This is a genomic window from Bacteroides sp. 51, from assembly GCF_010500965.1.
Classification (GTDB): Bacteria; Bacteroidota; Bacteroidia; order Bacteroidales; family Bacteroidaceae; genus Bacteroides.
The window spans coordinates 109,008-131,443 of record NZ_QVMI01000007.1 but is presented as its reverse complement, the minus strand read 5'-3'; the positions used below and the strand labels follow the sequence as shown (position 1 = coordinate 131,443).

Sequence of the window (22,436 nt, the reverse complement as noted above, 5' to 3'; positions counted from 1 at the left end):
TTCGTAATACATTGAATATATGAAATTATATAAAATCATTCTGACAGCAGTAGTGGGCGCATTGGCGCTCACCAGCTGTGACGACGAAAAAATGCAGTGGGGCAAACCTGATGGACATGGTGATGTGAACATCTCCGATATTCCACTCAACATAACCGAACAGATAGCCAACTATGACTTTATCAAAAAATATGCGGCTGAATACATGCCCAATGTAACGATTGGTCTCGGGATGGGTGTCGATTTATATATTGACGATGAGGAATATCGCAAAGTTGTTGATGATAACTTCCAGATACTTACAGCGGGCAATGCTATGAAACATGCATCGGTAGTAGGAAATAATGGAACACTTAACTTTGCTACCATTGATAAGTTTTTTGCTACTGTTCCGGCAACTATGCCGATATATGGTCATAATCTTATCTGGCATACCCAACAACGGGCTTCGTACCTGAATGCGCTGATTGCACCGGAGGTTATACCTCAACCGGGAGGTACAAACTTGTTAACTAATGGTGATTTCGAAGATGGTATTACTGGTTGGGGATCATGGGGTAGTGGCCTAGGAAGTATAGACGTAACCTCTGATGAAAGTATCACAGGGACTAATTCTTTGAAAGTCACAGTCTCTTCACCTTCTTCAGAGTTACATCATGTACAGATAGAGGCTCCTGCCGTACCTTTAATCGTTGGACATCAGTATGAAATCTCATTCTGGGTAAAATCTGAAGGTGATGGCGGTGTTCGTTTATCTTTCGGTGATGCGAATCAGATGAGTGCTCAGTATCCATGGCATTCAGCGGAAGGACAGTTTGCAACGACATCCGGAACATGGAAAGAAGTGAAGTACAGCACTGAAACAATTTATAATGAGCAAGGTGATCCATTTGTGGCTGTTGGGAGTAGTATGAATTTCCGTCTAGATATGGGTAAGTTTCCTAATGTGGTTTATTATATAGACAATGTTATAGTACGTGACCTGGATGCAGGGTCTGCTGTGGTAAACCTTATTCCAAATGGAGACTTTGAAAGTGGAACCATTAGTCCTTGGGCAGGTTGGGGCAATAATTCAACCAGAGAAATCTCAGCAGATGGTGAAGGTTATGGCGACACAGGTTTTGCCATGGTATTGATGAATCCTACTGATGCGCAGAACTTCCAAGCACAAGCTAAAATAGATTTTGCCGAGAAGTTAAAAGAAGGACAAGCGTATAAACTTGAAGCATGGGTAAAATCTTCTGTTGTAGGTGGTTCTATTCAAATGCAGTTACAACCCAATGGCGGCGGTCAATACTCTGGTGATAGGGCTATAGGAACTACTTGGACGCAACTTGTTTGGGAATTTACCGCAGACAATGATGATACTTCTTTTTTCTTTGATTTTGGTTTGGTAGCCGCAACTTATTATGTAGACAACGTAGTTTTACAGGAAGTATCTACTGCTTCTCTCGCAAGTATAAACCGTTCCGGTCCTATCGTTATCGAAAAGACTCCCGAAGAGAAGAAAGCAATCATCACTGATGCTATGGAAGCATGGATCAATGGTATGATTGAACACTGTAAAGAGTATGTACGTATGTGGGATGTACTGAACGAACCTGTAACCGACGATCTGAGATTACGTGGAGTAGACTTTGTTCCTACTGAAGTAGGCGATCAGGAGTTCTACTGGGGACAATACATGGGTAAGGAATATGCTTTGAAAGCCTTCCAGTTTGCACGTGCAGCCGATCCTACTGCCAAGCTCTTCATTAACGATTATAATCTGGAAACAAATCCCGGGAAATTGACAGCGCTTATTGATTATGCTAAGTGGATTGACGCACAGAACGGCTCACCTATCGTGGATGGTATCGGAACGCAAATGCACCTGATTTCGACTAGTATTACTCGTGAACAGATTGATGCAATGTTTAAGGCAATGGCTGCTACCGGTAAATTAGTTCGTGTAACAGAGCTTGATGTACGGATTGAAGTAAATGAACCCGCTAGTCAGATCACACCAACTGCTGCGCAACTGGAGAAACAAGCATTGGTTTATCAGTGGGTGGTCGAATCTTATAAAGAGAATGTTCCCTCTGCTCAACAATCAGGTATTACTGTCTGGACACTTACCGATGCCGCTCGTGAGCATGAATATTGGTTCAAGAATGATGCGCCGAACCTTTTTGATCAAGACTACGGACGTAAGTATGCTTATAAAGGTTTCTGTGACGGTATTGCCGGACGTAACATCGGTGAAGATTTCAGTGGTGACGACTGGAAGACCGGACGTGAGAATGAAGATGCTGAATAGAATAACTTGCCCGTGCCGGTTTGGCACTAGAGTTAGGTAATTATATTTGTTAGGTTAGTCAATATGGTAAACGTTTTATTTAAGGTAAAAATTATCTGTTTCATTCTTTGCTTCACACAACTGTGTGAGGCAAAGGTGAAACTACCTGCACTAATTTCCGATGGAATGGTGTTGCAGCGCGAACAGAACATTCGGGTGTGGGGATCGGCAGATGCCGGTGAATCCGTAACGGTGAACTTCCTGAAGAAGAAATACACCACACAAGCCGATGCTGCCGGTAACTGGCAGGTTGCCTTGCCCCCAACGAAGGCGGGCGGACCGTATACCATGACGATCAACGAACTGGAAATAAAGAATATACTTATTGGCGATGTGTACCTCTGCTCCGGACAATCCAATATGGAGTTGCCCATCTACCGGGTGACCGATATGTTCCGGGCAGAAGTAGAAGCATACACCAACCCCATGATCCGCCATATCAAGGTGCCATTGAGTTATAACTTTCATGGTCCGCAGGCAGATATAAATCCGGCGGATTGGAAGGAACTTAACCCAACGGATGCCATGCAATTCTCTGCTTTGGCCTACTTCTTTGCCAAAGCGATGTACGAAAAGAATAAGATACCCGTTGGGCTAATTAACTCTGCCGTTGGCGGGTCGCCGGTTGAGGCCTGGATCAGTAAGGAAGGGTTGAAGTCTTTTTCTAAGTATCTGAACGAAAGCGAACTCTATCAGTCTGATGAGCTGATTGCGAGTATACGCAACACCGAACGCTTGCAAAGCAAACGCTGGAACGAGGTGCTTTATAAGAATGATGCCGGATTGCACGAATCCACCAAATGGTTCGAAGCGGGTTATAACGACTCGGACTGGCAGAGGGTTGATCTTTTCGATACTTCCTGGAACAACAACGGCGTTAGCCCGGTGAACGGTTCGCATTGGTTCCGCAAGGATATAGAAATACCGGGCAATCAGGCGGGGAAAGCCGCAGTGCTTCGGCTGGGGTGCATTGTCGATGCCGATTCGGTTTACGTGAACGGTACTTTCGTGGGTACGGTTTCTTATCAATATCCACCGCGTATCTACAAGTTGCCCGAAGGTTTGCTGAAAGCCGGCAAGAACACGGTGACCGTTCGTCTGATTAGTTATGGAGGTCGCCCGCACTTTGTGCCCGAGAAGCCTTATAAGATTGTGTTCGACCAAAGTGAAATCAGCCTTGAAGGCGAGTGGAAGTACCGGCTCGGGGCGCAGATGCCGCAAGGCCCCGGTCAGACTTTCTTCCAATATAAACCTGCCGGATTGTACAACGCCATGATTGCGCCTTTGCAGAATTATGCCATAAAGGGGGCCATCTGGTATCAGGGTGAGTCGAATGCCGACCGATATAATGAATACTACGATCTGTTGACGGCTATGATTGCCGATTGTCGGGCCTTGCTGAACGCGTCGTTCCCTATCGTAATCGTAGAACTGGCAGAATTCGGCCGGCCCGATGGTTGGGACACCTTCCGCGGCGTGCAGAAGAAAGTGGCCGAAGATACCCCCGGTGCGGCCTTCGCGCCTGCCAAAGACCTGGGCGAGTGGAACGACATCCACCCGTTGAACAAGAAAGATGCAGGCATCCGTGTAGCTTTAGAAATGGAGAAACTTATAAATAATAAACCATGAGTATAACATCTCAAAACATCAGCGAATCTAAGGGGTTTTATAAACTATCCTGGATGCAACGCGTAGGCTTCGGCTCGGGCGACCTGGCGCAGAACCTTATTTACCAGACGGTATCCATGTACCTGCTTATCTTCTATACCAATGTGTTCGGCATTCCATCGGCAGCGGCGGGAACGATGTTCCTCATTGTCCGGCTGATTGATGTGGTCTGGGACCCGATTGTCGGCGCATATGTAGATAAGCATAACCCCCGGATGGGAAAATACCGTTCGTATCTTGTTCTGGGCGGTATTCCGCTGACCGGATTTGCTATACTCTGTTTCTGGAACGGCTTTTCGGGGTCTTTGCTCTATGCTTATATCACTTACGTGGGGCTGTCTATGCTGTACACCCTGATCAATGTCCCTTATGGGGCTTTGAATGCTTCGCTTACACGCGATACGGACGAGATCACCAAACTTACGTCGGTACGTATGTTCATGGCCAACCTCGGCGGATTGGCGGTGGGCTATGGTATTCCGATTGTGGTGAAAGCGCTTTCGCCCGATGGAAAGATCAACTCTTCCGAATCCGGCAATGCCTGGTTCATCACTATGACTATTTATGCCCTGGTGGGGTTGGCTTTGCTCATTTTCTGTTACACCCAGACCAAAGAACGGGTGGTAATGGATGCGAAAGAAACCGAGCATGTGCAGGTGTCCGATTTGTGGATGGAATTCAAGCATAACAAACCGTTGCGGGTGCTGGCATTCTTCTTTATCACGGCGTTTGCCATGATGGCCATAGGCAACTCGGCGGGTTCGTACTACATGATTTATAATGTACAAGCCCCCGATATGTTACCTTATTTCATGGCGCTTGGCTCCATCCCGGCGTTTATCTTCATGCCTATGGTGCCGGCCATTAAACGGGCTATCGGAAAGAAACAGATGTTCTATGTGTTCCTCACCATTGCCATTGTCGGGATGGGGATACTGTATGTCATTTCGGTTGTCCCTGCCCTGAAAACGCAGGTGTGGTTGGTGCTGGTGGCACAGTTTATTAAATCGACAGGCGTAATCGTAGCCACGGGATATATGTGGGCGTTGGTGCCGGAGGTGATCTCGTACGGCGAACACGTGACCGGGAAAAGAATCTCGGGGATAGTTAATGCCCTGACCGGAATTTTCTATAAAGCCGGAATGGCGCTGGGTGGCGTAGTGCCGGGGTTTGTGTTGGCTTTTGTCGATTTCGACGAGAAGAACGCCGTAACGCAATCGGCTTTCGCCGAACAGGGCATCTTGTGGCTTGTGGCCGTAATTCCTGCGATATTACTTATTCTTGCCATGTTTATTATCTCCAAATATGAATTGTCCGACGAGGTGATTGATAAGATAAACGTGGAGATCGAAGAGCGACACATGAGGGAAATTCAATAACTAAACAATATACTAAAAACCATGAAGAAACCATTTAACCGTACATTCCTCGGCCTACTGGCCATCCCATTGTTGTGGGCATGTTCCACCAATCCATCTTCAACCAATGAAGACGCCACGCTGAAAGCGGCATTAAAAGATAAATTTTACATAGGCGCTGCGCTGAACGAAGCACAGATCACCGGCCGCGACACGGCAGGAGTGCGGGTGTTGGAGCAACACTTCAATTCCATAGTGCCCGAGAACTGCATGAAGTGCATGTATATCCATCCGGAAGAGGGCCGGTATGATTTCGACCAGCCCGACCAGTTCGTAGCCCTGGGCGAAAGGAACAATATGTTCATCATCGGGCATACGTTGATCTGGCACTCACAGATAGCGCCTTGGTTCTTTACCGACGAGAAAGGCGAAGACGTTAGTCCCGAAGTGCTGAAAGCACGAATGAAGGAACATATCTCCACCATCGTTGGGCGTTACAAAGGCCGCATCAAAGGTTGGGACGTGGTGAACGAAGCCATTCTTGATAATGGCGACTGGCGCGCGAGCAAGTTCTACGAAATCCTGGGCGAAGAATTCATTGCCCTGGCCTTCCAGTATGCTCACGAGGCCGATCCGGAAGCCGAACTTTACTACAACGATTATAACGAGTGGCACGCCGGCAAGCGCGAAACGATTGTGAAAATGGTGAAGAACTTCAAGGAAAGAGGCATCCGCATTGACGGTATCGGTATGCAGGGGCATGTCGGGATGGACTATCCGTCGATTGAAGAGTATGAGGAAAGCATTCTGGCATTCTCCGGAGCCGGTGTGAAGGTGATGATTACCGAGTTGGATATATCGGCCCTGCCCATGCCCGACCGCAATGTGGGCGCCGAAGTATCGGCCAGCTTTGAATACAAAAAAGAGATGAACCCTTACGAAAATGGTCTGCCGACCGATAAAATGCAGGAATGGACAAACCGTATGGCGCACTTCTTCGGACTTTTCCTTAAGCATCAGGACAAGGTGGCACGCGTAACCCTGTGGGGTGTTGCCGACGGAGACTCCTGGAAGAATGACTTCCCCATGCCCGGGCGTACGGACTACCCGTTGCTGTTCGACCGCACGCATCAGCCCAAGCCAGTGGTGGAAACGATCATTGAAATGGCCACAAAGGAGAAATGAAAACGGACTATACGTTGAATGCCGGTTTCTTACATTCGCTGACACCCGGGTGTGAAGGCACCTGACACCCGGGTGTCAACTCCCTTCACACCCGGGTGTCAGAGGGCAAATGAAATAAGCATTTACATGAAAACCAAAAACCAAAAATTAAAATAGGAATAAGGATATGAAAAAAGAAGCACGGTATCTCGTACCAAATGACTATATGGCCGATCCATCGGTACACGTATTTAACGGTAAACTCTTTATTTACCCCTCTCACGATTGGGAAAGCGGAATCCCCGAGAACGATAATGGCGACCATTTCAACATGAAGGACTATCACGTCTTCTCCATGCAGGATGCCGACGGCGAAGTTACAGACCACGGCGTGGTTCTCCGTACCGAAGACATCCCCTGGGCCGGGCGTCAGCTATGGGATTGCGATGTCGCTTTCAAGGCCGGCAAGTACTATATGTACTTTCCCCTGAAAGACCAGAACGATATTTTCCGTATCGGAGTGGCCGTCAGCGAGCGCCCCGAAGGTCCCTTTATTCCTTTGGACAACCCCATGAAAGGCAGTTACAGCATGGACCCCGCCGTACTCGACGATGGCGACGGAAACCACTATATGTATTTCGGCGGTCTGTGGGGCGGCCAACTGCAACGTTACCGCGACAATAAAGCACTGGAATGCGCCACCTTCCCGGCAGATGACGAACCGGCAATCCCCCCGCGCGTGGCCCGCTTAAGAGAAGATATGCTCGAATTTGCCGAAGCCCCCCGCGCAGTTATCATACTCGATAAAGACGGTAAACCCCTTACCGCCGGCAATGAACACCGGTTTTTTGAAGCATCCTGGATGCATAAATACAACGGGAAATATTACTTTTCCTATTCCACCGGCGATACACACATGATCTGCTATGCCATCGGCGATAATCCCTACGGGCCATTTACCTATCAGGGCGTCATACTGACTCCCGTTGTGGGATGGACAACGCACCACTCTATTGTAGAATTCAAAGGAAAGTGGTATCTTTTCCACCACGATAGTGTACCCTCCGGCGGACGTACCTGGTTGCGCAGCCTGAAAGTCGTGGAACTGGAGTATAACCCGGATGGAACCATAAAGACTATCGAAGGCGCGGCAACGTGCCGCAGCGAGGTTTAAGTTTTTCTAATCCTGTAACCACCATGAGTAAACTAAAACTAGCAATCATCGGTTCCGGTTGGATAGCCGAGAAGATGGCCATCACCATTGCCGGGATGCCCGAACTCGCAGGCGGCGCCCTGCTCGACCTGGGCGTCTATCCCATCAACTTCGCTTTGATGGCATTCGGCACCGATATCAAAGAAATCGTTTCCTCGTGTGTGAAAATAGATACCGGAATGGACGCACAGGAAAGCATCACCCTCGTCTATAACGATGGCCGTATGGCTGTATTGCATAGCACCATGCTCGCCAAGACCGACAGGCAGGGCATCATCTCCGGCACGAAAGGCCACCTCATCGTAGAGAACTGTAACAACCCGCAACAAATAAAAGTGGTCGATCAGGACTACCAACTTATCGCCCAATACGATGCCCCCAGGCAAATCACCGGATACGAATATCAAGTGTACGCCTGCATAGAGGCCCTGAACAATGGTTGGATCGAATCTCCATACATGCCCCATGCCGAAACCCTGTGGGTAATGACGCTTATGGACAATCTACGCAAAGAATGGGGCGTTAAATACCCTTGGGATAAATGGTAAAATAAAACAGAACCAGAATATGAAAAAACTTCTTTCCCTCCTCTTACTACTAATCGCCGGATATGCATCCGCCGAAGACGGTAGCCGCCTGTGGTTGCGCGCCACGGCAGATGCCAGTGCCACCGTAACCTGCAACAAACCGTCTCCGGTGACGGACATTGCGGCAAAAGAACTACGCATGCATTGGAGGGGAGAACCCGTATCCTTGAACATTCAACGCACAAAGCCATTCAGCCAACTGCCGGCAGATAGCTACACGATTCGTCGCCATCCGAAGAACGGCATATCTATTGAATCGCCCACCGGACAAGGCATACTATACGGCGCCTACCACCTACTGCGCTTGCAAGAGCTAGGGCAGGCTGGGGGAGAGTTGCAAATCCTGGAATCGCCCCGTTACAACATCCGCATCCTCAATCACTGGGATAACCTGGACAGAACCGTAGAGCGTGGTTACGCGGGACAATCACTCTGGAATTGGGATGAGCTACCGGCCGTAGTTTCTCCCCGTTACGAAGCCTACGCCCGCGCCAATGCCTCCATCGGCATCAACGCTACGGTGTTGAATAACGTGAACGCCAGCCCCCAGATTCTCTCGGCAACCTATTTGGAGAAAGTAAAAGCATTGGCCGATATATTCCGTCCCTATGGAATCAAAGTCTACCTGTCCATCAACTTCTCCTCGCCTGCCGAGTTGGGTGGACTCCCCACCTCCGACCCGCTGGATAAGGCCGTGCAACGTTGGTGGAAGGATAAAGCCAATGAAATCTATAAACTCATCCCCGACTTTGGCGGCTTCCTGGTGAAAGCCAATTCAGAAGGTCTTCCCGGTCCGCAAGATTTCGGACGCACACATGTAGATGGTGCTAACATGATAGCCGATGCATTGAAGCCCCATAAAGGCATAGTCATGTGGCGTGCATTCGTCTATAACCCCGGCGATGGTGACCGCGCCAAGCAAGCCTACCAGGAGTTCATGCCTTTCGACGGACAATTCCGCGACAATGTAATCATACAAGTAAAGAACGGCCCAGTCGACTTTCAGCCCCGTGAACCATTCAGTCCGCTATTCGGTGCCATGAAGAACACTCCGGTCATGCCCGAAGTACAAATCACACAAGAGTACCTGGGCTTCGCCAATCACGTAGCCTACCTTGCCCCCATGTGGAAAGAATGCCTGGACAGCGACACCTACCAGCAAGGCTTCGGTTCCACCGTTGCCAAAATAACCGATGGTACCCTCTACCCACAGAAAATCACCGCCATAGCCGGAGTAACGAATATCGGAACAGACACCAACTGGTGCGGACATCACCTTGCCCAAGCCAACTGGTATGCCTTTGGGCGCCTGGCATGGAACCACGAGCTCACCTCCGAAGAAATTGCAAACGAATGGATTGCACTCACCTTTGAATCCCCAGCATCCACATCTCTTAATTCCATTACCCCCAATAAACAAAACACCGCGCAGCCCAACTCTCAACTCTCAACTGTCAACTCTCAACTCTCAACCTTGCTGCTCGAATCCCGCGAAGCCGTTGTGGAATACATGATGCCTCTTGGACTTCACCATCTATTTGCCTGGGGCCATCACTATGGACCCGAACCGTGGTGCGATATTCCCGGCGCCCGCCCCGACTGGATGCCAAGTTACTACCACAAAGCCGACCTGGACGGCATTGGCTTCAACCGTACCCATACCGGAAGTAACGCAACAGCCCAATACCACACTCCGCTTGGCGAACAATACAATGATATATCCACCTGTCCCGAGAACCTGATTCTCTGGTTCCATCATGTCCCCTGGGATCACCAGATGAAGAGCGGTCGCACGCTTTGGGACGAACTTTGCTATACCTATGACCGGGGAGTGCAGAAAGCACGCTCCTTCCAGAAAACCTGGGACTCACTAGAGAAATACATCGATCCCCAACGCTTCCGGGATGTACAACGCAAACTGAAAATACAAACCCGCGATGCCATTTGGTGGAAGGATGCTTGTTTGCTCTATTTTCAGGAGTTCTCCCGTCGCCCTATACCTGACGGTATTGAACGCCCGGTGCACGACCTTGGGCGTATGAAGCAATATCGTTTGGATATTGGCAATCACGAGAATGCACAGGAAGAAGACTTGTTCGTAAAATAAATGTAATACTCTTATTAACCGCAGAGTTGCGCAGATTAACGCAGAGTTTTAAACGCTATGTATATCTCTGCGTTAATCTGCGCAACTCTGCGGTTAATAAAAGAAGTAACCAAAAATATAGACTAATCAGTCTCAGGTCGGCAGATAGTTACTATCTTTGCCACCGATGACACATATAATCGAACTCAAAGGCGGTGTGGCGCGCAATCCGCTTGTGCGCCTCAAAAAGCCTATAGATATAGAAATCGGTCAGGGCGAACACATCGCCATCATAGGACCCAACGGAGCCGGAAAAAGTATCTTAGTGGATACCCTGTTGGGTAAATATCCGCTAAAAGAAGGGAAACTAAGCTATGACTTTTCACCCTCCGTATCGCAAACCATATACGATAATGTAAAGTACATAACCTTTCGGGATACCTACGGATCTGCCGATGCCAACTACTATTATCAGCAACGCTGGAACTCTACCGATCAGGAAGATGCTCCGACTGTCCGCGAGCAGCTCGGTACGGTAGATAATGAGCAACTCTGCCAATACTTCTTCCGGTTGTTTCATATGGAATCCTTGCTGGACAAAAAGATCATTCTTCTTTCCAGCGGCGAACTCCGTAAATTTCAACTGATAAAAGCCCTGATCACAGCTCCCCGTGTTCTGATTATAGATAACCCTTTCATCGGTCTGGATGTCGATGCACGCCATAGCCTGAATATGTTATTAGATGAACTGTCTACACTGGAACATCTACAGATTATATTGGTTCTGTCTGCCACCTCCGTAATGCCCTCCTTTATCACTCATATTGTCCCTGTACACCAAGGCCTTGTCGGTGCAAAGGTGGAACTTGATGTCTATCTGTCCACTCATAACGAGGCATCTCGGGAAACACCCACTAAGAACCTGCATGAGAACCCAATTAAACATGATTCTGTGCCTGCAACCGAGGTCGTACGGCTAAATAAAGTCAATATCCGTTATGGCGACCGTACCATTCTTAAAGACCTTGACTGGACCATCCGCCGGGGAGAGAAGTGGGCATTATGTGGCGATAACGGCTCAGGAAAATCAACCTTACTCAGCCTGATCTGTGCCGACAACCCTCAATCCTACGCTTGCGATATCAGTCTTTTCGGACGTAAACGCGGAACAGGCGAAAGCATTTGGGATATTAAAAAGCGGATAGGCTATGTCTCGCCCGAGATGCACCGGGCCTATCTGAAAAACATTCCCGCTATCGAGATCGTAGCTTCCGGCTTACACGATTCCATCGGTTTATATAAACGCCCGTCAACCGACGATTTAGTGACGTGCGAAGCATGGATGGAACGATTCAATATTGCTGAACTCAAAGACAAGCCATTTCTGCAACTCTCTTCGGGTGAACAACGCCTTGCCTTACTGGCGCGTGCTTTTGTCAAAGACCCGGAGCTACTCATTCTGGACGAACCGTTTCATGGACTGGACCCCGCCAATCGCAATCGGGTGAAGGAGATAATCGAGAACTACTGTACACGCCCGGGCACTACTCTGATTATGGTTACCCACTATGAAGAGGAACTACCCAAGTCTATCAGCCATTACTTACGATTAAAGAAGAATGTTGAAAGATAGTGAACAACGTGCCGGTATGAATTCCCATACAGAATTACTTCGAACATTGTCCGGCGAACAGTTTATCGAAGTTTATAGCCTGGAAGAGGCCGAAGGCGGAATCTTTGATGATTATCAGAGGTACGACTTCCATCAGGTAATCTGGTTTATGGATGCCGGGAAGAATAATACCTACTTTCTCGATTTCAATGAATATACTATTCAGGATAATCAGGTAGTTGTGCTTTTCCCAGGGCAGATTGATATGCTCGATATCCGCGATAAACAGGGATATGTCTTTGCCATACACAATGATAACTTCTTCAACATCAACCAACGCCTGAACTCTGATCTCCTGAATGGTTACTTCTCTAATGTTTTTATCTCCCTACCTCCGGATACAAAAGATACATTGCAGCAATTACTGCAATTGATGCTGAAAGAGCGCGATCGCAACAATAGAATCCTGTTGATGGAGAGCTATATGCAGGCATTTCTCTATCATATTTGTTCTTTATTCGACAGTATGGATCAAAGCAAGAACCGTAATGAGCTGGCAATTGGAAAACTGATGCGGCTTATTGATACCAACTTTATCCACCAACGGGAAAGTGATTTCTATGCCCGTCAGCTTGGGGTATCCATTCGAAAGTTGAACGAAACATCCACCGTACGCACAGGGAAGACAGTGAAACAGCATTTGCAGGATCGCCTGATCCTGGAAATAAAAAAAGAAATCCGCCTGGGGCAGAAAAGCCTGAAAGAAATCGCTTTTGACCTAGGATTTAGTGAGCCTGCCTACTTTACCCGTTTCTTTAAACAACAAACCGGAACCACTCCAACGGAGTTCCGCGATCAATAAAAGCGGATTTGTCCAAGTAATCGGCCCAAACGTGCAAGAGCTCTTCCGGATATCCTGCCTACTTTTGCAACCAAAATAATAAGAAATGAAAAATTTTACTTTGATTCAGTGGGTTGTGATCCTCATTCTTGCATTGCTTACCGCTTTGGAACCTTTGAGTATCGACCTCTACTTACCCGGATTTATTCAAATTGCAGATGCATTCAATACGCCAATTAATAATGTGCAAATATCCTTGTCGACTTTTCTGGGCGGTTTTGCTATCGGTCAACTTATATGGGGACCATTGGCAGATAAATTCGGACGTAAGAAACCCATATTGATGTCATTGGCTATATTTATAGTTGCTTCTGTGGCTTGTATCTATGCTCAGACTGTTGAACAATTATGGGTGATTCGCTTCGTTCAGGCCATTGGTGGCTGTGGTGGAGTTGTTATTGCACGTGCTGTGGTTACTGATTATTTCGATAAGTCGGACACCCTAAAAATCTTCTCGCTTCTGGCATTGATCATGGGTATTGCTCCTATTATTGCTCCTATTGCCGGGAACGGCATTCTGAGATTGTTTTCCTGGGAGGCTTTATTTGCTGTTTTAGTAATTCTGGGTATAATCATGTTTTTATTCACTATGTTTGCTTTGCCCGAAACCCATAAACCGCGCTTGGTTCCGGAAAATAGCAAAACCAATGTCTTTAGAGATTATATAAGCATTCTACGAGTAAAGAAGTTCTTTATTTACTCGCTTATAGCCGGTATAGCCAACGGAGCTTTAATGATTTATGTGGCTAATGGACCATTCCTGATCATGGAGTACGGTAAATTATCTAATAACGCTTTTAGCGTGATCTTTGCCATCAATGCCTTTGGATTGATGTTGGCTTCCTATCTGACAAGCTATTTACAGAAGTCCATCCCGGTAAATAAGCTGGTTAAGCTCTCTATCATCTTTATGTTTTTTATTAGTGCTGTGTTGCTGGTATTGATGTGGATGAATGCCAATATCTACCTTATTCTTTTTGCATTGTTCTTCTACATATTCCCTATCGGTATACTTTTCCCGACTACCACGGAACTGGCTATTACCCCGTTTGTTAACAACAGTGGTACGGCTTCCGCACTTTTCGGGTCCATCCAACTGCTTGTAGCGTTCATCTGCTCTATCGTTTCCAATGCACTGAGCAATGGTTCAGTTGAGACTGTGGGAATATCTTTTTTCCTGTGTTGTTTATTTGCATTTACAGTGATCTTCGTACGTATTGATGAGCGGAAGAAACTATCAACAGTAAATAAACCACAGGTTAACGGGTAGTATAAACTAAATCCGCTAACCTGTGGTTAGTAGAGTTTTATTTTAGGCCGATAACTTTATCAGCTACGGGTCTTGTGTACCAATCAGGATTTTGGGTCCCATTTGATGTAATCCAGGAACTAAACTCTGTGTAAGCCTGTGTTAGTGGTGTATTTTCTTTAGCCCACTTAAAGTCATCGGGTATGGTAATTCCCCATGCCAGATTGTTGCGACTCGCATAATACGTATATGTGTTAGATGCGTCGTCATTATTTCCGAAATATGAAGTGTCAGCCTTTGAGGTAGGGGAAAATCCATATACGTGGATTTCTTTCCTTTGATTACTTGTTGCAGGTATAATGTTAACGTCGGCCATGATAAATAAATTGAAATCATCAATGCTTAAATCTGTTAGATCCACCGGATTATTGAATTCTACAGTAACGGTGATCGTTGGCAGGTTGGTTACATTCAGAGTTTCAGTGTTCACATATCCAATGGGGTGGTTCAAGAAAACGCGAGCGTTGTCTATTAATGGAATAACTGCTGTATTTTGTCCTTTTTCCACTCCGTTGTTTACATCGAAAGATGTTGGTGTACTTGCACTGTATGTCACTGATTTTACATTAGCCGGATTGATTCTTTCCAATGAGGTTGCTATTGCAAGGACTTTGTTGGCTCCTATAGCCTGAAGTATAAAGTCAAATTGATATTTTTCTACTTTATTACTATTGTTGCTACTGTGTGTTATGTTTTTGATTTGTATAACGATATCATTCATATCGTAATCCCCGTAGAACGGCCACTGGTCTTCAAATAAGTAGGTGTAACTCTTACCGTCTGTGTTGATGATTGGGAATTCCGGGTCTTCGGGCTCTTCTCCTTCATCACCATTATTGCGAATTCCTATACAGTCTTCAATATATACAGTCGATTTACCATAACCGGTTATTTCTGCCGGCGAAACAATCTTGTAATTTTCCCAATACTGATTCTTTTCTACATGATTGTCGCATTCAATCGTTAGATTTCCTTCGTATGTAAAACCTTGTCCTGTGATTTCGGGAGCTTTCATCAGTCCACGTGAGGTGGTGCCTCCATTGTATGTACTGGCTTGGGTGGTGTGGTCAATTTTCTCTTTGGCTTCCATCATAGAACCATTATTGAAGTAGATTTTTGTTCCACCTAATTCCATAATCTGTGCAATAATATATCCCTTGTTTAAATTGATAGTAGCCCTGTTGGTGCTGATTTTTTTTTGGCATTCAAAGTAACAATTGTTATTTAATGTTCCATTGGTTAGTGACAAGTTGGTACATTTTATTTGTTGATTGTTCGTTATGACATTTCCGCCATTGGTCATCTCTATTTCTCCATTAATGATAAGGCTATAATTATTTGTTAAGTCAGAATTAGAGTTAAGCGTGAGCTTTGAAGCTTCTATAATACCATAATTGACAAAGTCGGACTCATTAGGAAGAATAATCTGATTAGCGTTTATCGTCCCATAATTCTTAGCCTCATTGCTATTGGGCATAGTAAATGTGTTCACTGATAGGCTTCCCCAATTGAGAAAGGAACTGCCGTTATTGGTGAACTGAATAGTCTCGGCTTTAAACGAGGCATTAGTAGCTGTAACAAGATCCGAACCATTGACGAAAGATACACTTTTAGCTTCTATTGAAGCCCCTTCGGTTAGAATTACAGTTAAATATGCTTGGAATGATTGGGCATTTTCAATAGTCCATTTTACTCCTTCTGCTATATATAGCCTTATGTTTTGGCCATTAGACCAATACAAGAAATTACCAGTATAGTTATCTGTAAGAACATAACTCTTCCCACTTATTAATTCCCGGTTTTGTCCTGGGTTAGTTAATTCAATAAAATCTGTGGGCACATTTTTATATTCCTTAGGCACTTCAGGTATATCAATATGAGTTCTGCTTCCTAAAGCGCGTGTACCGGAACTGGCAGTTACAAACGTTGCATTGATTTCGTCGGCTATATCATAATATCTTGTTACACTTCTATTTTGGGGATCTGTTTGCTTAATAAAGATTCCCATTATCTCTTTATTTACAGTAATCCTGGTAGAGAAGGTTACATCTTTTTTGGCAACTCCTTTGGCTATTGGACTTAACGGTTTGTTGTTTACCGGATCTTCGTCGAATACTTCAACCGAGTAGAAATATGCACCGTTAAATTGATCGTCAACAGTAACATTTAAGTTTATTGAAGTAGTTAATGACCAGTCAAATCCAGTAGGTACCACGATTTCTTTTAGTGGATTGTTGCTCTTAAATTCGGGGTCATAGTAATCTTTCTCTGAACATGATACTAAAAGAATGGTAAATACGTAAAGTAATAAAAGTCTTGTTTTGTTGTTTCGTTGTTGCATAATATTGATTTTTAAAAAGGTTGAATTAAAATTGAGGTATTCTTTCCTTTTCTTTAAGGTTGATACAAAAATAATATTATTTGTTTGAAAATGAAGACTTTGTGCGACTTATTTGTTGTTTAATTTTTGTTGTTTTTTCTTTGGTTAAATCTGTGTAACGTGTGTTTACTGTCTTTGTTGTCCTCTTTTTATTCTGTTGTGGTTGCGTGTGAAATGAATCTGTATCTATTGATTTATTTGAACTTAACTGCTTCTGCTTTTTACACAGATGTTTTTCAGGTTTGTCTATCATGATGTTATTGTTCGCTCGTATGCGTTAAATACGCATGGTGCTGATACCAGAGTAGTATGATAAAATATTGAGATTATATAATTGAAGAATGGACCATGAAGAGTTTGGGATATAAGTAGCAAGGATATTCGTATTGCTGTTACTGTTTTTCTTTTGAGGGTAAATAAAAAAAAGAATGCCCAAACGGACATTCTTTTTATAAATAATCAACTTTACTTTTTAGTAAATGTATTCCTCTTTGGCAGGTGTTAACCACCAGTCAATATTTTGGCTACCTCCTGATGTTACCCAACCAGCAAATCCGGCATACGCTTCTTTAATGCTCTTGTATTCTACCGGCCATCTGAAGTCATAAGGAACAACAATTGCCCAAGATAGATTATCTCTACTTACATAATATTTGCTACTTGTAGAGCGGTCATCGTTGTTTCCAAACAGAGAAGTATTCGCTCTGTTTGAAGGACTGTATCCAAGCATGTGAACCTCTTTTCTATTTGTGCTTGTGATCATGCCCGGACCAGATGATGGTATGATAAACATATTGAATGTTGTTGCATCGAAGTTGTCACTAATGGGTGATCCAAAGTTTATGGTTACAGTTACTGTCGGTACATCTGTTACATTGGTTGAACTTCCTTTAACTGTATTGACAAACTGTCCGGGGTTCCTTTCAAGGAAACCATGTGCATTGGCAAATAATGGAATAACTGCTTTGGTCTGACCTGATTCTACTCCTGTAGGAGATACTTCAAATCCGTCAGGGGTCTTTGAACTATATGTTACACCCGATACGCTTGAGGCGTTAATTGCATCAAGCATAAGTGCCGCACCTAAACTACTACCTGCTCCTACAGCTCTCAGACTATAGTCAAAGCTCAATGCAGTGATGTCGTTTTGATCATTTTTGATTTTTGTAATCTTAGTAACCTTTATTACTGCATCATTCATATCATAATCACCATAGAATGGCCATAAGTCTTCAAACAAATAAGTGTATGGGTATGGATCTGGGTCTGGGTCCGGATCTGGGTCTGGGTCTGGGTCTCCCCCCGGGCTTGTATTGAAACCAGGGTTACACTCCCCGTTTTCAGGTATTGATATTGAATTATTATTTGAATTCGACCATGTAACACTTTCTTCTATTGTCCAAATTGTATCGTATCCGCTTACTTTTTCCGGGTGGATATCACAAATAATACCAAGGTTGCCGGCATAGTTAACCATGTTAGGAGCACTATTTCCATGTATAACTGATCCCATTTTCAGAAGTGCTATTCCTTCTGTTGGTCCATAGAAACCTTCATTATCATTTAGTCTGTTTTCTAATAATTCAGCTACTCCCTCTACATGGAAGAATGCACCGGTTCCCAGGCTTACCTGGGTGTTTTTCATATACATTTCAGCAGCATAGACGTAAGCACCCGCATCGTTGATCAACCTTACTTGTTGGAAATCAAGCTTTTCATTTCCTATGAGTTTACATCTGTTATAATAAGTAGCATGATATGAAGCGGTAGTCATGGTGTTGGTGATCCATGTTCCATTATTTATCCATGTATCACGCGATCTGACATCTGTTAAACCGTTTACTGTGATGTTAGCATTATTTTCTGTTTTTGAGGATGCTGTAAATGAGGCATTATCACATGTAATAGTGTTGTCATTGACAATCGTGGATTGATTGATAAGAGTCTTCACATTCAATACACCTTCATTATAGACCACTGAAGAACCTTTAGTATTGAGTTCTGTTGCAACGGATATTGTACCTCTATTGTATACCTGAGTAGTTAAAGCTAGTCCCATGCTTGCTGTAACGACCAATTTGGCGCCTTCTCCGATAGTAATCATATCTTCTGCACTTTCGAGATTGAAGATACCGTTTATGGTTAATGTTTTACCCGGAAGTACATAAAAATGTCTGCGTTGTGCTCCACTTGAATGACCGATGGTTACATCCTCGGTTACATAGATGGATACATATTGTCCGAGACTTAATGCACTCATGCTAGTGTTAAGAATGAAATTCTTATATGCATCGGCTGACCCACCGTTTGTCCAACTTGAAGTTAAAACTACTGCATCGTCAGGGGCGGCAGTTGGAAAGAAGCTATCAGAAGGTTTTTCTACGATGGCTCTGGTAGCTGCCGCACTTCTTGTTGCCCGGCTTTTATTACCGCCAGTCGTACTGAAATCACAGTTAATGCTTCCGTTTGTAATTTCTACATAGCGCACACTAACCAATCCGTTTGGTGCAGTTTGTTGAACGAATACGCTTTCTACATTAAATGGAAGGGCAATCTGGGTGGTAAATGGTTGGTCTTTCTTACTCACGCCACTCGCTAAAACTGTAGCATTTTCTTTTTCGGTAATAGGATTTTGATCAAAGATCTTAATTCTATAATTATATTCACCACCAAATTGATCGTTAACCTCGACCTTTACACTTGTCGAACGCGTTGTTTGCCATCCAAAGTCACTTGGTGCTGTCACCTCCAATGGATTTTCATTCTCTCTCTCCGGATCGTAATAGTCCTTGTCATCCGAACAAGAAAACAAGAATGTTGTTGCAATTAATAATAAAAATAGATTAATCTTGTTGAATTGTTGTCTCATAATTGTCAAAAAATCTTTGTGGAATATTCGTGTTATTTGTCCCTCTAAATAAGTTTTACGGTACAAAAATATGGTTTATTTATCTGATTTACAAAAAAATAGAGTCCTAATTATGTAAACCTTATAAATTGATTTTGTAACTTAACACTTTTATTGGAACTAATTCTTCTTTGATCTTGTTTATATTGTATAACTCTAAAATTATTTATCATGAAGTTTTTTATTGATACAGCTAATCTGGAACAAATCCGCGAAGCGCACGATATGGGTGTGCTTGATGGGGTGACTACTAATCCGTCGTTAATGGCGAAAGAAGGCATTAAAGGAGTAGAAAACCAGCGTAAACATTACATTGATATTTGTAATATAGTACAAGGTGATGTAAGTGCCGAGGTTATTTCAACAGATTATGCAGGCATGATCCGTGAAGGTGAGGAACTAGCAGCCCTTAATCCTCATATTGTAGTAAAGGTTCCTTGTATTGCGGATGGCATCAAAGCTATAAAATACTTCTCCGGTAAAGGTATCCGTACGAATTGTACGCTGGTTTTTTCTACAGGTCAGGCTCTGTTGGCTGCTAAAGCCGGCGCTACATATGTATCTCCGTTTGTTGGGCGTCTTGATGATATCAGTGAAGACGGTATAGCGTTGGTCGGACAAATCGTAGAGATGTACAGGTATTATGGATATACTACGCAGGTACTTGCTGCCTCTATCCGTAGTACCCGCCATATTATTCAATGTGTGGAAGTTGGAGCAGATGTTGCTACCTGTCCGTTGAGCGCTATCAAAGGTTTATTGAAACACCCACTTACGGATTCCGGATTGCAGAAGTTTCTGGAAGACTATAAATCCATTAACGGATAGAGATAAACGTATTTTTTAGATAAAGACAAAAAGTTTTTGTTTTTTTAGCGTAAAGGCGGTTTTATTCATTCGTAATTCCGCCTTACTTTTTATAATTTTGCGGGAAATTAATCATGAAGCCTTTAGTATCCACCATTAATAATATGCTTAAATAACATTATGATAACAACTGTACTCATTCTTCTTCTTTCCGTCGTATTCTTTGTGTCCGGTAAAGTCCGTTCAGACCTTGTTGCTTTATGCGCCTTGGTCTTATTGCTTTTATTTAATATTCTTACCCCTTCGGAAGCTCTTTCCGGTTTTTCAAGCTCGGTCGTTATCATGATGGTAGGTCTTTTCGTTGTAGGAGGTGCTATCTTTAAAACAGGGTTGGCAAAGATGATCAGTAGCCGCATCCTGAATCTTGCCGGTACGAATGAATTGAAACTGTTTATCCTGATTATGCTGGTGACAGCGGCTATCGGAGCTTTTGTCAGTAATACCGGAACTGTGGCATTGATGCTTCCCATCGTAGTAAGTATGGCTGCCAGTGGTAATATCAATACCAGCCGTTTGCTTATGCCTCTGGCGTTTGCCAGTAGTATGGGAGGGATGATGACTTTGATCGGTACTCCGCCTAACCTGGTTATCCATGAAGAATTGGTGAGGGCCGGTTATAAAGGTTTGTCATTCTTTACTTTCACACCTGTTGGTGTTATCTGCCTGACGGTTGGTATTATCGTATTGATCCCTTTAAGCAAGATGTTCCTAACTAAGAGGGCGGATAAGAAAGACAAAAAGAAAGCAACCAAATCGTTAAAAGAACTGGCAGGTGAGTATCAGTTGTCTCAGAATCTTTACCGTGTAGAGGCAAAAGGTAATTCGACTATATCCGGTAAGACTGTTCAGGAATTGGGTATTGCTCAGAATTATCATGTTACGGTGTTGGAAATCCGCCGTAAATCTTCTACTTCGAAGAAGTTCTTTAAAACAATGAGTCAGGAAGTTGCAGGCGCTAATTCTGTTATTCAAGAAGAAGATATCCTATATATCCGTGGTAAGTTCGAAAATGTAGAACGTTTTGCTAAAGAAACCCGTTCGGAATTATTGGATACGCATAAAAGTGAAGGTGATCCGCGCAATGGAAGTGAACTTGAATTCAACGAGATCGGTATTGCCGAGATTGTACTGATGCCCAATTCGCATCTGATTAATAAACCGGTTAAAGATTCCGGGTTTCGTGAGAATTTTGGAGTAAACGTATTGGGTATTCAACGCAAAAAGGAATATCTACTGAAGAACCTGAAAGATGAAAAGATGCATTCGGGTGATGTGGTGCTGGTGCAAGGTAACTGGGCAAACATTGCTCGTCTTGGTGAAGATCAATCCGAGTGGGTGGTTCTAGGACAGCCGTTGGCTGAGGCCGCAAAGGTAACCTTAAACCACAAGGCGCCTATTGCTGCTTTGATCATGATTGGTATGGTGGTTACTATGATGTTCGATTTTATTCCTGTGGAGCCTGTTACGGCAGTTATTGTTGCTGCCCTGTTGATGGTGTTGACTGGTTGTTTCCGGAATGTGGAAGAGGCCTACAAAACGATTAATTGGGAAAGTATTGTGTTGATTGCTGCTATGCTTCCAATGTCATTGGCGTTGGAAAAAACCGGTGCTTCGGAATGGGTATCTAATACTTTAGTAAACGGTTTGGGAGGCTATGGACCTTATGTCCTTATGGCGGGTATTTACTTTACTACTTCATTAATGACCATGTTTATCAGTAATACTGCTACAGCGGTTCTTCTGGCCCCTATTGCCTTGAGTGCTGCCGTACAAATGGAGATTAGTCCGTATCCATTCATGTTTGCTGTGGCTGTAGCTGCCAGTATGTGTTTTGCTTCTCCTTTCTCTACACCACCCAATGCGTTGGTTATGGGGCCAGGACGATATACCTTTATGGACTATGTAAAGGTTGGTTTGCCACTACAAATTATTATGGGGGTAGTCATGATCTTTGTTTTGCCGTTGTTATTCCCGTTTTGAAGTAAAATATAACTAATGCAAAATACCTGGAAAACCTTTTTCGGGCGGTTCGCGAACCGCCCCTA

Annotated in this window: 14 protein-coding genes; 12 read left to right on the top strand and 2 right to left on the bottom strand. The window is 44.3% G+C overall.

Annotated elements, in window-relative coordinates:
• Positions 1-19 precede the first annotated feature (19 nt).
• From D0T87_RS07950 to D0T87_RS07905, 10 genes are all read left to right on the top strand, one after another.
• On the top strand, positions 20-2,299 hold the full coding sequence (locus D0T87_RS07950) for an endo-1,4-beta-xylanase (RefSeq protein ID WP_163174550.1): 2,280 nt from the start codon (positions 20-22) through the stop codon (positions 2,297-2,299).
• A gap of 63 nt (positions 2,300-2,362) precedes the next feature.
• Complete coding sequence (locus D0T87_RS07945; protein ID WP_163174548.1) at positions 2,363-3,967, top strand: sialate O-acetylesterase; 1,605 nt, start codon at positions 2,363-2,365, stop codon at positions 3,965-3,967.
• The gene (locus D0T87_RS07940) at positions 3,964-5,385 is read left to right on the top strand and encodes an MFS transporter (RefSeq protein ID WP_163174546.1); all 1,422 of its coding nucleotides are present in this window, start codon (positions 3,964-3,966) and stop codon (positions 5,383-5,385) included. The genes D0T87_RS07945 and D0T87_RS07940 overlap by 4 nt, the downstream gene beginning before the upstream one ends.
• A gap of 21 nt (positions 5,386-5,406) precedes the next feature.
• Positions 5,407-6,549, top strand: coding sequence for an endo-1,4-beta-xylanase (locus D0T87_RS07935; protein ID WP_163174544.1), 1,143 nt, complete (start codon positions 5,407-5,409; stop codon positions 6,547-6,549).
• Positions 6,550-6,715: 166 nt separating this feature from the next.
• A complete protein-coding gene (locus tag D0T87_RS07930) occupies positions 6,716-7,702 on the top strand; it encodes a glycoside hydrolase family 43 protein (protein WP_163174542.1) in 987 nt (328 codons plus the stop codon).
• Between the two features lie 23 nt (positions 7,703-7,725).
• A complete protein-coding gene (locus D0T87_RS07925; protein WP_203558635.1) occupies positions 7,726-8,289 on the top strand; it encodes a hypothetical protein in 564 nt (187 codons plus the stop codon).
• Between the two features lie 19 nt (positions 8,290-8,308).
• A complete protein-coding gene (locus tag D0T87_RS07920; RefSeq protein ID WP_163174540.1) occupies positions 8,309-10,435 on the top strand; it encodes an alpha-glucuronidase in 2,127 nt (708 codons plus the stop codon).
• Between the two features lie 166 nt (positions 10,436-10,601).
• Complete coding sequence (locus D0T87_RS07915; protein ID WP_163174538.1) at positions 10,602-12,047, top strand: ATP-binding cassette domain-containing protein; 1,446 nt, start codon at positions 10,602-10,604, stop codon at positions 12,045-12,047.
• On the top strand, positions 12,034-12,888 hold the full coding sequence (locus D0T87_RS07910; RefSeq protein WP_163174536.1) for a helix-turn-helix domain-containing protein: 855 nt from the start codon (positions 12,034-12,036) through the stop codon (positions 12,886-12,888). The genes D0T87_RS07915 and D0T87_RS07910 overlap by 14 nt, the downstream gene beginning before the upstream one ends.
• Before the next feature lie 85 nt (positions 12,889-12,973).
• A complete protein-coding gene (locus D0T87_RS07905) occupies positions 12,974-14,197 on the top strand; it encodes a multidrug effflux MFS transporter (RefSeq protein WP_203558634.1) in 1,224 nt (407 codons plus the stop codon).
• A 37-nt stretch (positions 14,198-14,234) separates the two neighbouring features.
• On the opposite strand, the gene D0T87_RS07900 is transcribed toward D0T87_RS07905, so the two are convergent.
• Complete coding sequence (locus D0T87_RS07900) at positions 14,235-16,577, bottom strand: LruC domain-containing protein (protein ID WP_163174534.1); 2,343 nt, start codon at positions 16,575-16,577, stop codon at positions 14,235-14,237.
• Between the two features lie 511 nt (positions 16,578-17,088).
• Entirely contained in the window at positions 17,089-19,485 is a 2,397-nt protein-coding gene (locus tag D0T87_RS07895; RefSeq protein WP_163174532.1) for an LruC domain-containing protein, read from the bottom strand.
• 210 nt (positions 19,486-19,695) lie between these two features.
• Here D0T87_RS07895 and fsa point away from each other — a divergent pair, with 210 nt between their 5' ends.
• Both fsa and D0T87_RS07885 read left to right on the top strand, forming a co-directional pair.
• Positions 19,696-20,352, top strand: coding sequence for a fructose-6-phosphate aldolase (fsa, locus tag D0T87_RS07890; protein ID WP_163174531.1), 657 nt, complete (start codon positions 19,696-19,698; stop codon positions 20,350-20,352).
• 159 nt (positions 20,353-20,511) lie between these two features.
• The gene (locus D0T87_RS07885) at positions 20,512-22,371 is read left to right on the top strand and encodes an SLC13 family permease (RefSeq protein ID WP_163174529.1); all 1,860 of its coding nucleotides are present in this window, start codon (positions 20,512-20,514) and stop codon (positions 22,369-22,371) included.
• Positions 22,372-22,436: the final 65 nt, after the last annotated feature.